At 71.1% G+C, this 13,975-nt stretch carries 14 protein-coding genes; 7 read left to right on the top strand and 7 right to left on the bottom strand.

What is annotated here, in order from left to right; all coding sequences use genetic code 11:
* Positions 1-1,125, bottom strand: coding sequence for a 2'-deoxycytidine 5'-triphosphate deaminase (locus MKL01_RS32520; protein WP_243909296.1), 1,125 nt, complete (start codon positions 1,123-1,125; stop codon positions 1-3).
* 263 nt (positions 1,126-1,388) lie between these two features.
* Between MKL01_RS32520 and apaG the strand changes: the two genes are divergently transcribed.
* Genes apaG through speG form a run of 3 tightly spaced genes read left to right on the top strand, consistent with a single transcriptional unit; the run spans position 1,389 to position 3,553 of the window.
* Positions 1,389-1,781: a Co2+/Mg2+ efflux protein ApaG gene (gene apaG, locus MKL01_RS32515; RefSeq protein WP_043355208.1), complete on the top strand. Its 393-nt coding sequence runs from the start codon at positions 1,389-1,391 to the stop codon at positions 1,779-1,781.
* Positions 1,782-1,817: 36 nt separating this feature from the next.
* Positions 1,818-2,987 carry an acetylornithine deacetylase gene (gene argE, locus MKL01_RS32510; RefSeq protein WP_243909295.1) on the top strand — a complete coding sequence of 390 codons (1,170 nt, stop codon included), beginning with the start codon at positions 1,818-1,820 and terminating at the stop codon, positions 2,985-2,987.
* 14 nt (positions 2,988-3,001) lie between these two features.
* Positions 3,002-3,553 carry a spermidine N1-acetyltransferase gene (speG, locus tag MKL01_RS32505; protein ID WP_313901505.1) on the top strand — a complete coding sequence of 184 codons (552 nt, stop codon included), beginning with the start codon at positions 3,002-3,004 and terminating at the stop codon, positions 3,551-3,553.
* A 43-nt stretch (positions 3,554-3,596) separates the two neighbouring features.
* On the opposite strand, the gene MKL01_RS32500 is transcribed toward speG, so the two are convergent.
* From MKL01_RS32500 to MKL01_RS32485, 4 genes are all read right to left on the bottom strand, one after another.
* A complete protein-coding gene (locus MKL01_RS32500; RefSeq protein ID WP_243909293.1) occupies positions 3,597-4,787 on the bottom strand; it encodes a hypothetical protein in 1,191 nt (396 codons plus the stop codon).
* 172 nt (positions 4,788-4,959) lie between these two features.
* Positions 4,960-5,991, bottom strand: a complete 1,032-nt coding sequence (locus MKL01_RS32495) for an Hsp33 family molecular chaperone (RefSeq protein ID WP_243909292.1) — start codon at positions 5,989-5,991, stop codon at positions 4,960-4,962.
* Positions 5,992-6,293: 302 nt separating this feature from the next.
* On the bottom strand, positions 6,294-7,274 hold the full coding sequence (gene argF / locus MKL01_RS32490; protein WP_243909291.1) for an ornithine carbamoyltransferase: 981 nt from the start codon (positions 7,272-7,274) through the stop codon (positions 6,294-6,296).
* 169 nt (positions 7,275-7,443) lie between these two features.
* Positions 7,444-8,634, bottom strand: a complete 1,191-nt coding sequence (locus MKL01_RS32485) for an aspartate aminotransferase family protein (protein WP_243909290.1) — start codon at positions 8,632-8,634, stop codon at positions 7,444-7,446.
* A 272-nt stretch (positions 8,635-8,906) separates the two neighbouring features.
* On the opposite strand from MKL01_RS32485, the gene MKL01_RS32480 reads away from it, so the two are divergent.
* From MKL01_RS32480 to MKL01_RS32465, 4 genes are all read left to right on the top strand, one after another.
* Entirely contained in the window at positions 8,907-9,380 is a 474-nt protein-coding gene (locus tag MKL01_RS32480) for a RidA family protein (RefSeq protein ID WP_243909289.1), read from the top strand.
* A 2-nt stretch (positions 9,381-9,382) separates the two neighbouring features.
* The gene (locus MKL01_RS32475; RefSeq protein ID WP_243909288.1) at positions 9,383-10,129 is read left to right on the top strand and encodes a glycerophosphodiester phosphodiesterase family protein; all 747 of its coding nucleotides are present in this window, start codon (positions 9,383-9,385) and stop codon (positions 10,127-10,129) included.
* Between the two features lie 311 nt (positions 10,130-10,440).
* A complete protein-coding gene (locus MKL01_RS32470) occupies positions 10,441-11,703 on the top strand; it encodes a GNAT family N-acetyltransferase (RefSeq protein ID WP_243909287.1) in 1,263 nt (420 codons plus the stop codon).
* A complete protein-coding gene (locus tag MKL01_RS32465; RefSeq protein ID WP_243909286.1) occupies positions 11,700-12,860 on the top strand; it encodes a M20 aminoacylase family protein in 1,161 nt (386 codons plus the stop codon). Before MKL01_RS32470 ends, MKL01_RS32465 begins: the two co-directional genes overlap by 4 nt.
* Positions 12,861-12,887: 27 nt before the next feature.
* Here the strand turns inward: MKL01_RS32465 and MKL01_RS32460 are convergent, their stop codons facing one another.
* Both MKL01_RS32460 and MKL01_RS32455 read right to left on the bottom strand, forming a co-directional pair.
* On the bottom strand, positions 12,888-13,448 hold the full coding sequence (locus tag MKL01_RS32460) for a TetR/AcrR family transcriptional regulator (RefSeq protein WP_243909285.1): 561 nt from the start codon (positions 13,446-13,448) through the stop codon (positions 12,888-12,890).
* 4 nt (positions 13,449-13,452) lie between these two features.
* Positions 13,453-13,920 carry a DUF1348 family protein gene (locus tag MKL01_RS32455; RefSeq protein ID WP_243909284.1) on the bottom strand — a complete coding sequence of 156 codons (468 nt, stop codon included), beginning with the start codon at positions 13,918-13,920 and terminating at the stop codon, positions 13,453-13,455.
* Positions 13,921-13,975 lie beyond the last annotated feature (55 nt).

Below are 13,975 nucleotides of genomic sequence, written 5' to 3'. Positions count from 1 at the left end.
CTACAGGACGAAATGCTTGGAGAGCTTGAGCCCCTGGGCCTGATAGTTGGAGCCGGCGCCGGCCCCGTAGAGCGTCTCGGGGAGGTCGAGCATGCGTTCGTACACGAGGCGGCCGACGATCTGGCCGTCCTCCAGCAGGAACGGCACGTCGCGCGAGCGCACCTCCAGCACGGCCCGGGCCCCGGCACCGCCGGCCCCGGCATAGCCGAAACCGGGATCGAAGAAGCCGGCGTAGTGCACCCGGAACTCTCCCACCAGGGGGTCGAACGGCACCATCTCGGCGGCGTGATCGGGCGGGACCTGCACCGCCTCCTTCGAGGCCAGGATGTAGAACTGGCCGGGATCGAGGATCAGGCTGCCCGATCCGTCGGCCGGCAGAGGCTCCCAGAAATCGGCGGCCCGATGCCGGCCCGGGGCGTCAACATCGACGAGGCCGGTATGGCGCTTGGCCCGGTAGCCGACCAGCCCGTCGAAGCCGGCAAGGTCCACCGAGACCGCCACGCCACCCTGGAAGGACGGGATGCCGACATCGACCAGGGCCGAGCGGGCGTGGAGCAGGCCGAGTTCGGTCTCGGTCAGCCGCGGCGTCCCCCGGCGGAAGCGGATCTGCGACAGGCGCGAGCCCGTGCGGACGAGGACCGGGAACGTGCGCGGCGAGATCTCCGCATAGAGCGGCCCGGTATAGCCGGGCTCGACCTGATCGAAGGCCTCGCCGCGATCGGTGATCACCCGGGTGAAGACGTCGATGCGCCCGGTGGAACTCTTCGGGTTCGCCGCCGCCGCCAGGTCGCCCGGCAGGGTCAGGCTCTCCTGGAGTTCGGCGATGTAGACGCAGCCCGTTTCCAGGACCGCGCCGGGGCGCAGGTCGATCGCGTGCAGCGACAGCCGGGCGACGCAGGCCTGAACCGTGCGCCCGGCGCCGGGCAGGAAGCTCGTGCGCACCCGATAGGCCGTGTCGCCCAGGCGCAGATCGAGGCTCGCGGGCTGGATCTGGTCGGCCGCGAAGGCGCGCGCGGTACGGATGACGCCCGCCCGCGCCAGCGCGGCGATCGCTTGGCCCGGCAGGATGCCGCCGCGGCTCTCCGCGCCCGAATCGGCTTTTCCCGTGCCTGCGCCCGCGTTCATCGCGCCCTGACTCCCTCGTGCCCCGCCGGCCGGACCGCGCCAGCCGCCGTTTTCCGACGAGACTGGCTAATGGCGGCTTAACCCGTTCGATCGGCCCCTCCTGGGGCAGGTCCTGCGCCGCCGCGGCGGACCGCGCGACCGGGGCCGCGCGAGGTAGTCCGCCGCAATTGACGGCGATTCCGCAGGCTACTACCACCGCCCCTGACGCGCGTGAGGTTCGGTTCTGGCGAATCGCGCTGTCCGATGAAGGGCCTAACAGGGCGATGTACAAGGCCGAGACTCGGGGAATAAGCGTGACGGTTCAGTCTCGCTTCGTCGAGGAGGAATCCTCACCGAACGAGAGCCGTTACTTCTTCGCCTACACGGTCGAAATCGTGAACAACGGCAGCGAGCAGGTGCAGCTCCGCTCGCGCCACTGGCGCATCATCGACGGCCACGGCGCCTGCCAGGAGGTGCGCGGAACCGGCGTGGTCGGCAAGCAGCCGGTGCTGGAGCCGGGCGAGTCCTTCTGCTACACGAGCGGCTGCCCGCTCAACACGCCCGACGGCCTGATGGCCGGCAGCTACACCATGGCGACGGTGGCCGGCGAAAGCTTCGAGGCCGAGATCCCCGCCTTCTCCCTCGACAGCCCGCACGTCCGCCGCAGCCTGCACTGAGGTCCCGGCATCCGGGGTCTCGCCCTGGAGGAAGTCATGTCCGCGACCGGCGAGCGGTTGAGCCCGCTCGACATGCTCGCCCGCCTCGTGTCCTTCGACACCGAGAGCGACAAGTCCAACCTCACGCTGATCGAGTCCGTCCGCGACTACCTGGACGGCTGGGGCGTTCCCTACCTGCACCTTCCGAACGCGGCCGGCGACAAGGCCGCAATCCTCGCCACGGTCGGCCCGATGGTCGACGGCGGCGTGGTGCTCTCCGGCCATACCGACGTGGTCCCGGTCGCCGGGCAGGCCTGGACCGGCGACCCGTTCACCCTGCGCGTCGCCGATGGCCGGGCCTACGGGCGCGGCGCCGTCGACATGAAGGGCTTCGACGCCCTGGCGCTGGCGCTCGTGCCGGCGATGCTGGACGCCGACCTGAAGCGGCCGATCCACATCCTGCTCTCCTACGACGAGGAGACCACCTGCCTGGGGTCGATGGACGGCATCGCCCGCTTCGGCGCGGACCTGCCGCGGCCGGGCGCCGTGATCGTCGGCGAGCCCACCGGCATGGAGGTGGCGGACGCCCACAAGAGCATCGTCACCTGCCTCACCACCGTCCACGGCCGCGAGGCCCATTCCGCCCGGCCCGCCCTCGGGGCGAACGCGGTGGCGGCGGCGTGCGAGCTGGTCGCCGGACTCAACCGGATCGCCGACCTGATGATTGAGCGCGGCGACCGCTCCGGCCGGTTCGATCCGGCCGCCACCACCGTGCACGTGGGGACGATCCACGGCGGCACCGCCCGCAACATCCTGGCCAAGGAGTGCCGGTTCCACTGGGAGTACCGCGGCCTGCCGGACCTCGACCCCGCCGAGATCCCGCGGCTCTTCGCGGCCGAGGTCGCGCGCGTCACCCGCGAGCGACTGAACCGCTACGGCGATTTCGGCCGCATCGAGACGCTGGAGGAGGTGGACATCCCGGGCCTCGCCCCCGAGCCGGGATCCGCCGCCGAGGGGCTCTGCCTGCGGCTCGCCGGACGCAACCACACCGTGGCGGTGCCCTACGCAACTGAGGCCGGGCGGTTCCAGGCGGCGGGCATCCCGACCGTGGTCTGCGGGCCCGGCGACATCGCCCAGGCCCACCAGCCCGACGAGTTCATCACCCTCGACGCCCTCGGCCAGGGTGAGCAGTTCCTGCGCAACCTGATCGAGGCATGTGCGTCATGAACGCGATCACCGGAATCACCATCAAGCTGCGGCCGCTGGAGCGGGAGGACCTGCGCTTCGTCCACCAGCTCAACAACAACGACAGCATCATGCGCTACTGGTTCGAGGAGGCCTACGAATCCTTCGCCGAACTCCAGCAGCTCTACGAGCGCAACATCCACAATCAGACCGAGCGCCGCTTCATCGTGGCCGATCCCGGCGGCGAGCCGGCCGGGCTGATCGAGCTCGTCGAGATCAACCACCTGCACCGGCGCTGCGAATTCCAGATCGCGATCCACCCGAGCTTCCAGGGGCGCGGCTACGCCTGGCAGGCCACCCGGATCGCCATGGATTACGCCTTCAGCGTGCTGAACATCCACAAGCTCTACCTGCACGTCGACCGCGACAACGCCCGGGCGGTGCGCATCTACGAGCGCTGCGGCTTCCACCCCGAGGGCGTCCTGAGGGACGAGTTCTTCGTGAACGGGCGCTACCGCGACGCCGTGCGCATGTGCCTGTTCCAGCCCGACTACCTGAAGGCCCGGGGCGGGGCCGGCGACATCGCCGAGCCGGTGCTCAAGGTGTGAGGGAGGAGCCCCGAGAGGCCCCTCCCCCGCTGGTTGCAGCCGTTCAGTTGCGGCCGGCACCCGGCTGACCGCCGGCGCGGCCGCCACCCTGGCCGCCCATGGCGCCGTTGCCGCCGGCCGCGCCACCCTGCATGCCGCCGCGCTCGGCGCCGCCCGTCCGGCCGCCCTCTGCGCCGGACTTCATGCCACCCTGCGGGTTGCCGCGATCCGAGGCGTTGCGGATGCCGTCCTGCTGCTTGCCGCGCATGTCGCTGTTGCGCATCCCGTCCTGCTGACCGTCACGGCCGGCCGTCCGGTCCTTGGTGCGGTCGTTGCCGCGCTCCATCCGGCCCTCGTTACGCGACGCGTCGCGAATGCCGTCACGACCGTTCCGCTTGTCGAAATGCGCGCCGGCGCGCTGCTCGGAGCGGAAGCTCGCGCTGACGGCGCCGCCGCCGCTCAGGCGCCGGTACTCGTCGGAGCCGTAGCGAACCCGCTGACCGCGGATCGTCACGAAGCGCTGCTCCTGCACGGAGACGAGCTGTCGGTATTCCGGGGAGCCGTACAGGACCCGGTGCCCGCGGATGACGACGTAGCGCTCGCGCGGTCCGGTCTCGCGGACGCTCACCAGGCGGCGATACTCAGGCGATCCATAGAGCACGCGCTGGCCGCGGATCACGACGTAGCGCTCGCGCGGACCGTGGGTCTCGGTGACGATCAGGCGGCGGTACTCGGGGGAACCGTAGACCACCCGGCGGCCGCCGATGAAGACATAGCGACCTTCGCGGCGGAGGCCGCCCTCGACGCGGCCGCCACGGATATCGGTACGGCTGCTGACGTCGGTCCGCCCACGGATCTCGGTCCGATCGCCGTGACGGTCGCCGCGCTCGGCGCGCTCACCACGGGCGCCGTTCCGGTCGCCGCGCTCGTTCCGCTCGGCGCGGGCGCCATCGCGCGTCTGGTCACGATCGCCGCGCGCGGCGTCGGCCCGGCCGCGATCCTGGGCCATCCGGCCCTCGCCACCGGCATCGCGACCCTGGGCCGACCGCCCGGCCTCACCGCCGCGTCCCGGAGCCGCCTGGCCGCCACCCTGCATGCCGCCGCGCTCGCCGCCGCCGGCCTTCATGCCGGATTCGGCGCCGCCCTGACCGGCGCGGCCGCCCATCCCGGGACCGCGCTCGGCACCCCCCTGCTGCTGCGCATAGGCCGAGGTGCTGATCAGCAGCGCGGCCAACCCAATCGACAATCTCCGCATGGCGAAACCTCCGCATGTTAAATCTGCCGAGGAACGTCGAAGATCGGGAAACGGTTCAGCCTGCGCCGGCCAAAAATTCACGCAACGAATACCTGCATTCGTACGTTTCGCGAGAAGAAGCTTGGCCGTATGGCGACATGAACACCGGGCGCGCGGGTCCCCGGCCCGTGTTCTACTGGCTCGGCTGCCCGGCGATCTCGGCCTCGACCTCCTGGGGATCGAGGTCGTAGCGCCGGGAGCAGAATTCGCAGGTGATGACGATGCGCCCGTCATCCGCCACCATGTCGCGCCGCTCCTGCGGGGCGAACGAGCGGATCATGCCCATCACGCGCTCGCGCGAGCAGCGGCAGGTCTCGCGGACCGGCTGCCGATCGAACACCCGCACCCCGCGCTCGTGGAACAAGCGATAGAGCAGGCGCTCGCTCGACACGTTGGGATCGACCAGCTCGTGATCCTCGATCGTGCCGACCAGGGACCTCGCCTCGACCCAGGCATCGTCCTCCGGGGCCGAACCCGAGAGATGCGCGTGCCCCTCCGGGATGTCGCCCGGGGGAAGGTCGGCGAGGCGGGCCCGGTCCACCGACTGGGGCAGGAACTGCACGAGCAGGCCGCCGGCCCGCCAATGGCCCGCCCCCTCCTCCACGGCTTCGGCCACCGCGAGGCGCACCTGCGTGGGGATCTGCTCCGACTGGCGGAAATACTGGTGCGCGGCCTCCTCCAGGCCCTGGCCTTCGAGGGCGACGACACCCTGATAGCGGCTGGCGGCGGTGCCCTGGTCGATGGTCATGGCCAAGTGGCCGGTCCCGATCAGGGCGGCGTCCATGAGCGGTCCGGAGCCGAGGGCGGCCACCCGCTCCGGGTCGAAGCGCGCGGTGGCGCGCAGGCGGTCCGGCGCCTCGAAATCGACCACGATCATCGTCACCGGACCGTCGGTCTTGGTCTGGAGCTGGAACCGGCCCTCGAACTTCAGCGAGGAGCCGAGCAGCACCGTGAGCGCCGCAGCCTCGCCGAGGAGCCGCGCCACCGGATCCGGGTAGCCGTGGCGGCGCAGGATCGTGTCGACGGCGGGGCCGAGGCGGACGATGCGCCCGCGCACGTCCAGCGCCTCCACGGCGAAGGGCAGCACGGCATCGTCCGTCCCGGCGTGGCCGTTGCCCCCGGGCTGGTGCTGCGGCTGGGACGGCGAGTGTGTTCCTGAGGTCATGCCCTCTCCGATCGATGCGTCCGGCGCCCGGGACGATCCGCCTCCGGATCAGGCAGCCGGCCCGGATTGGCGGGTGGCCGTCCTCCGGGCCGATCGGTCGGAGTCAGGGAGCCGACCATGCCGGAGCGATCGGATCCCTCACCCTGCCCAAGCCCGTGCGGACGACGCGGCGCCCAGCAAACCGCCGTCGCCGGGATGCCGCCTGTCGGCCGCCGTGATGGGGAGGCGGGCGGCGTGGGTCGCCCGCTGCCGTCTATATGGTGCGCCGACGCCTTCGGCGCGAGGGTGGCGGCCGGAGCGGATCAGAGCCCGCTCGCGCGCAGGCACCAGGCCAGGATCCCTTTCTGCGCGTGCAGGCGGTTCTCGGCCTCGTCGAACACCACGGAGCGCGGGCCGTCCATCACCTCGGCCGTGACCTCCTCGCCCCGGTGGGCCGGCAGACAATGCATGAAGATCGCGTCGGGCTTTGCCGCCGCCATCAGCTTGGCGTTGACTTGGTAGGGGTTGAGCAGGTTGTGCCGGTGGGCCTCGTCTTCGTCGCCCATCGAGACCCAGCAATCGGTCACCACGGCGTCGACGCCCTCCACGGCCGCGAACGCATCGGTGGTGACGTGGATGTCGGCGCCTTCCTGCCGCGCCCAGGCGAGCAGGGCGGGCGGCGGCGCGAGCTCGGGCGGGCTCGCGACGTTCAGGGTGAAGTCGAGCCGCGCGGCCGCGTGGACCCAGCTCGCCAGCACGTTATTGGAATCGCCGGACCACGCCACCTTTCGGCCCCGGATCGGCCCGCGGTGCTGCTCGAAGGTCAGCACGTCGGCCATGATCTGGCACGGGTGGGAGACCTTGGTGAGGGCGTTGATCACCGGGACGGTGGCGTATTCCGCCAACTCCAGCATCTGACCGTGGTCCAGGATGCGGATCATGATGGCGTCGACGAAGCGGGACAGCACCTGCGCGGTGTCGCCGATGGTCTCGCCGCGGCCGAGCTGCATCTCGGAGCCGGTGAGCATCAGGGTCTCGCCGCCGAGTTCGCGCATGGCCAGGTCGAAGGACACGCGGGTGCGGGTCGAAGGCCGGTCGAACACCATCGCCAGCGTCTTGCCCGTGAGCGGGCGCTCGGCGGCCCGTTCGCCCTTGCGGCGGCGCGCCTTGATGGCGGCGCTGACATCCAGGACCTGGCGCAGATCCGCACCCGAGAAGTCCTTGAGGTCGAGGAAATGGCGAGGGCCGGCACCGTTCAGGTGCCTGGCCGGGGCCTGCGGCCGGCCGTCAATCTGGGCTTTCATTGCGTCACAATAATTAGAGTCTGCTCAACGATCACCTGATCATGAACCACACTCTACCTCCTAAATGGGCTTTTCCGTCTGACACGGCAGAATCGACCGTATCCGGAAACGCTTCGGGCCGCCCGGCGCGGGGGCGGCGGGCGGTGTCGGTGTCTGTGCGGAATCGGCTCTACTCGGCCGCGCCGCGCACGGCCTCGAAGGTCGACGCGGCCGCGTCCAGGCACCGGACCGCCTCGTCGATCTCGGTCTCGCCGATGGTCAGCGGCGGCAGCAGGCGGACGATGTTGTCGCCCGCCGGAATCACCAGGAGATGCGCGTCCCGGGCGGCTGCGGCGAAATCGGTGTTCGGGACGCCGAGCCTGAGGCCGATCATCAGCCCTTCGCCGCGGATCTCCTCGAAGACGTGCGGGTGCCGATCACGAAGGGCCGCGAGCTTCTGCTTGAGCAGCAGGCCCGACCGGGCGACGCGGTCGAGGAAGCCGTCGGCCAGCACCACGTCCAGCACGGCGTTGCCCACCGCCATGGCGAGCGGGTTGCCGCCGAAGGTGGTGCCGTGGGTGCCGGCGGTCATGCCGCGGGCGGCCTCGCGGGTGGCGAGGCAGGCGCCGAGGGGGAAGCCGCCGCCGATGCCCTTGGCGGCGCTCATGATGTCCGGGGTGATGCCGGCCCATTCATGGGCGAACAGCCGTCCGGTGCGGCCGATCCCGGTCTGGACCTCATCCATGATCAGCAGCAGGTCCTGGGCGTCGCAGAGTTCGCGCAAGCGCCGCAGATCCGCGTGGGGGATGACCCGCACGCCCCCCTCGCCCTGGATCGGCTCGATCATCAGCGCCGCGGTCTCCGGCCCGATCGCCGCCTCCAGCGCCGCCCAGTCGCCGGCCGGCACCTGATCGAACCCCTCGACCTTCGGGCCGAAGCCCTCGATGTATTTCTGCTGGCCGCCGGCCGCCAGCGTGGCCAGCGTCCGCCCGTGGAAGGCGCCCGCGAAGGTCACGATCCGGTAGCGCTCGGGATGGCCGCCGGCCGCGTGATATTTGCGGGCGATCTTGATCGCCGCCTCGTTGGCCTCCGCGCCCGAGTTGCAGAAGAACACAACCTCGGCGAACGTCGCGTCGACGAGGCGCTGCCCGAGGCGCTCGCCGCCCGGGATCTGGAACAGGTTCGAGGTGTGCCAGATGCGATTTGCCTGCTCGGTGAGGGCGCCGACGAGGTGCGGGTGCGCGTGACCGAGGGCGTTCACCGCGATGCCGGCGCCGAAGTCGAGATAGCGCTCGCCGCGCTCCGTCACGAGCCACGCGCCCTCGCCGCGCTCGAAGGCGAGCGGCGCGCGAACGTAGGTCGGCAGAAGGGCTGACGTCACGGGTCCCATCTCCGTTTTCTCGCAGTGGCCCGGAGCAAGCGTTAGCCGGCTCCAAATGAAAGTGCCGCCTCAGTGATGGGCGGCACGCGCGCGATTACTATGAAACAGCCCGCTCCTGTCAACGTTTCGATAATCAGCGGGCACGCGCGGCAGGTCTGCGCGATGCTCGGGAACGCCTGTCTTCTACTCCCGTCGGGCGGTCGTTCCCCCTTGCGCCGCGGGGGGCGGCCGTGCTCCAGCATCGGCGGATTCGACGAACCTGGGAGACCGCGATGAGCACGATCAAGGAGCGCCTTTCGGCGCTGGGCCTGGCCCTGCCCAAGGCGGCGGCCCCGGTCGCCAACTACGTGCCGTTCGTGCGCAGCGGCAACCTCGTGGTCATCTCCGGACAGGTCTGCTTCGGTCCGGACGGCACCATCGCGCCCGAGCACAAGGGCAAGGTCGGCGGCGGCGTGTCGGCGGAAGCCGGCAAGGCGGCGGCCCGCCTCTGCGCGCTCAACGTCCTCGCCCAGCTCGATGCCGCGGTGGGCGATCTCGACCGCGCCGTCGTCCAGTGCGTGAGGCTCGGCGGCTTCATCAATGCGGCGCCGGGCTTCTCGGCGGTGGCCGGGGTGATGAACGGCGCCTCCGACCTGATGGTCGAGCTGCTCGACGACCGCGGGCGCCACGCCCGTTCCACCGTCGGCGTCGCGGAATTGCCCCTCGACGCCGCCGTCGAGGTCGAGGCGATGTTCGAGGTCCGCTGACCGTGGCCGCGCCCGACTGGCTCACCGCGCGCCCGATCGCCCATCGCGGGCTGCATGACCGCGCGGCGGGCCGGCCGGAGAACACCCTGGCGGCGGCCCGGGCGGCGGTCGCCGGCGGCTTCGCCATCGAGTGCGACGTCCAGGCGAGCGCCGACGGCGAGGCCATGGTGTTCCACGACGCCGCCCTCGGCCGGCTGACGGCGGCGCGCGAGGCGGTGGCCGACACATCCGCCGCCGTGCTCGGGACGCTTGCCGTGGCGGGGAGCGCGGAGACGATCCCGACCCTGCCGGCCTTCCTGGCGGCGGTGGCCGGGGCGGTGCCCGTGGTGATCGAGGTGAAGTCCCGCTACGACGGCGACCTGCGCCTCGCCACCCGCGCCGCCGAAGTCGCCGCATCCTACGGCGGGCCGGTGGCGCTGAAGTCCTTCGACCCGCAGGTGGTCGCGGCCCTGCGCGACCTGTGCCCGGCGATCCCGCGGGGGATCGTGGCGGAGACCACCCAGGACGACCCGGCCTACGCGGTCCTGCCGCCGAGTGCGCGCCTCGCCCTGTCCAACCTCCTGCACTTCGCCGAGACCCGGCCCGACTTCCTGTCCTGGCGGGTGGACGATCTGCCCTGCGCGCCGACCTACCTGTGCCGCCTGCTTGGACGGATCCCCGTGATGGCCTGGACCGTGCGGACCGCGGAGCAGCGCGCCCGGGCAGGCGCGCATGCGGACCAGATGGTGTTCGAGGGGTTCGTGCCGTAAGTTTTCCTACGATTCGTCCGATTCGAACGCGTCCGATGAAAGCCGTCCTGCCCGATCCGACAGACTTGCGCCCCCGGTCGGTCCAGCTCTGCTGGGGGGCGGCCGCGACCGACCGGAACTGGGAGCAGGGTCGAACGGCGTTGCCGAACGGCATCCTTGACCGCGAGACGGTGGCGGCAAAGCGGGTGCTTGCGGCTCACGTCACGGCTGTGTGAGATCACTGACGTCCGGGCCGGTCTGACAAGGCCTCCTGCCCTGCCGCGCGCATCCGCCCGCTTGCTCCTGCCCGGGCAGGGATTAGACTCGTTCCCATGAAGCAAGCACCCGGGCCGACGCCGGAAACCCCCACGCTCACCGTGCGGGCGCTGCCCGGACTGAAAGAGATCGGCGCTGCAGACTGGGATGCCTGCGCCTTCTCCCCCGAAACCCTGGCGGGCGGCGACGAGACCCACAATCCGTTCGTGTCGCACGCCTTCCTGTCGGCGCTGGAGGATTCGGGCTGCGTCTCGCGCAAGACCGGCTGGCTGCCGCTCCACGTCTCGGTGGAGCGCGACGGCGAGCGGCTCGGCGTCGTCCCCTGCTACCTGAAATCCCACAGCCAGGGCGAGTACGTGTTCGACCACGGCTGGGCCGACGCCTACGAGCGCGCCGGCGGCGCCTATTACCCGAAGCTCCAGGTCAGCGTGCCGTTCACCCCGGTGACCGGCCCGCGTTTCCTGATCGCGCCGGGCGCCGATCCGGACGAGGCCACCGCCGGCCTCGTCGCCGGCCTGCGGGCGCTGCGGGGCGAGACCAAGGCCTCCTCGATCCACGTCACGTTCATGCGCGTCGCCGAGTGGGACCGGGCGGGGGATGCGGGCTTCCTGCAGCGCACCGACCAGCAGTTCCACTGGGAGAACGACGGCTACGCGACCTTCGACGACTTCCTGGCCGCCCTCGCCTCGCGCAAGCGCAAGACCATCCGCAAGGAGCGGCGCGACGCGCTCGGCCCCGGCATCACCGTGGAGCACCTGACCGGGGCGGACATCACCGAGGCCCATTGGGACGCGTTCTACGCCTTCTACGTGGATACGGGCTCGCGGAAATGGGGCCGCCCCTACCTCAACCGGCGGTTCTTCTCGCTCCTGTCCGAGCGCATGGCCGACCGGGTCCTGCTGATCATGGCCCGCCGGGCGGGCGCCTACATCGCCGGCGCGATCAACCTGATCGGCGATACGGCCCTCTACGGCCGCAACTGGGGCTGTATCGAGGACCACCCGTTCCTGCACTTCGAGGTCTGCTACTACCAGGCGATCGATTTCGCGATCGCCCGGGGGCTGAAGCGCGTCGAGGCCGGGGCCCAGGGGGAGCACAAGCTCGCCCGGGGCTACCGGCCGGTGCTGATGCACTCGGCCCACGACATCGCCGACCCGGCGCTCCGGCGCGCCGTGGCCGACTACTTGCAGCGTGAGCGCGCCCACGTCGCCGAGGCCGTGGACGTCCTCGACACGCTGACGCCGTTCCGGCGGGCGGATCCCGCCTGCGGCGGCGCGACCCTTTCCGAGACCCAACCCCCCGAGAGTTCCGAGACATGAGCCCGATCGACCGCATCTCGACCTATGCCGATGAGCTGACGGCCCTGCGCCGCGACCTGCATGCGCATCCGGAACTCGGCTTCGAGGAGGTGCGCACCGCCGGCATCGTCGCCGACCTGCTGGAAAAGTTCGGCTGCGAGGTCCATCGCGGCATCGGCGGCACCGGGGTGGTGGGTCTGCTCAAGGGCCGGACCGACAACGGACGGCGGATCGGCCTGCGCGCCGACATGGACGCCCTGCCGATCGAGGAAGAGACCAACCTCCCCTACCGCTCGACCTATGCCGGCAAGATGCACGCCTGCGGCCATGACGGCCACACCACGATGCTGCTCGGCGCCGCCCGCTACCTCGCGGAGACCCGGGACTTCGACGGCACGGCGGTGTTCGTGTTCCAGCCCGCCGAGGAGGGCCGCGGCGGCGCCCGGGCCATGCTGAAGGATGGGCTGTTCGAGAAGTTCCCCTGCGACGAGATCTACGGCCTGCATAACCAGCCCGGCGGCGGCGCGGGCACGATCAAGCTGCGGCCCGGACCGATCATGGCGGCGGCCGACTTCTTCGACATCCGCATCCGCGGCAAGGGCATCCATGCCGCCCAGCCCCACCGGGGGGTCGACCCGATCGTGGTCGCCACCGGACTGGCTCAAGCGCTGCAATCGATCGTCTCGCGCAACGCAGACCCGCTCAAGTCGATCGTTCTGTCGATCACCCGGATCGAGGCGGGCTCCGCCTACAACGTGATCCCGGAGACGGCGCATCTGGCCGGCACGATCCGCACCTTCGACAAGGAGATGCGCCTCCTCGCCGGCACCCGCATGCGCGAACTCGCGGCGGGTTTCGGCGCCGCCTACGGCGCCGAGGTCACGGTCGATCTGCAGGACGTGTTCTCGGTGCTGGAGAACGCCCCCGAACAGGCCGCCGCCGCCACGGAGATCGCCACCGAGCTGCTCGGCGCCGACAAGGTCGAGGCGAATGTCGTCCCGAAGATGGGCAGCGAGGATTTCGCCGACATGACCATGGTCGTGCCGGGGGCCTATGTCTGGCTCGGCGCGGCCCCTGGGCCGGGCCTGCACAATGCCGGCTACAACTTCGACGACTCGATCATCCCGGTCGGCAGCGCGTTCCTCGCCCGCATGGTCGAGCGCCGCACGGCCGCCTGATCCGCCCGGGGCTGGCCGCCTCGGCGTTCAGCCCGCGGCGGCGACCCGGGCCCGCAGGGCCGCGATCGCCCGGGCGAAGAGTGCGGGCTCGTCGAGGGCCCGCGCCAGGACGATCGCCCCCTGAATCTGGGCGACGATCTCCTCCGCCAGGGCGACGCTCGCCCCGGCGTCCCGGCCCGACCGCCCGAGGGCATCGGCGAGGGCCGCCACCCAGCGCGCGAAGTAGCTCCGCACCGCCCCGGCGAAGCGGTCGCGCTCCGAGCCGAGCGCCACGACGCCCACGAGACAGACCCGCCGGCCGGAGCGGAAATAGGCCTCGACGGCATCGAACATGACGGAGACGGCCTCCACCGGGCGTTCCGCATCCCGGAGCGGCGCGTACAGGTTGGCCTCGAACCACCCGTCGATCTCCGCGAGGACGCAGGCCGCCATCTCGGCCTTCCCGCCCGGGAAGGCGTGATACAGGCTGCCCTTACCCAATCCCGTCGCCCGGCTGATCAGCGACAGGCTGGCGCCCTCATAGCCGTGCGCGCGGAACACCTCCGCGAGCGCCGGCAGGATCCCCGCGCGCTCCGCCGTGTCGGCCACGGCCTCAGAGGCCGAGGTCGCTCAAGCCCGGATGATCGTCGGGCCGCCGGCCCAGCGGCCAGTGGAACTTCCGCTCGGAGGCCGCGATCGGCAGGTCGTTGATGCTGGCGATCCGGCGCCGCATCAGGCCGTGCCCGTCGAACTCCCAGTTCTCGTTGCCGTAGGAGCGGTACCAGCGCCCGTCGGCATCGTGCCATTCGTAGGCGAAGCGCACGGCGATCCGGTCGCCCCCGAAGGTCCAGAGCTCCTTGATCAGCCGATAGTCCAGCTCCTGTGACCACTTGCGCTGGAGGAACGCCACGATGGCCGCGCGGCCGGCGAGGAATTCGCTGCGGTTCCGCCAGACGCTGTCGGGCGTGTAGGCCAGCGACACCCGCTCGGGATCGCGCCCGTTCCACGCATCCTCGGCCATGCGGGCCTTCTGGGCGGCGGTCTCGGCGGTGAAGGGCGGAAGCGGCGGGCGGTCCGTCATGGCGCAGGTCCTGAAAGGGTTTGTACCGATCGGTACAGGATTGCCCACATCTGGG

Source organism: Methylobacterium sp. J-070, assembly GCF_022829385.1.
In the GTDB taxonomy this organism is placed as follows: Bacteria; Pseudomonadota; Alphaproteobacteria; order Rhizobiales; family Beijerinckiaceae; genus Methylobacterium.
The sequence above is the reverse complement of the archived record's forward strand: the minus strand, read 5'-3'. Positions and strand labels throughout refer to the sequence as shown.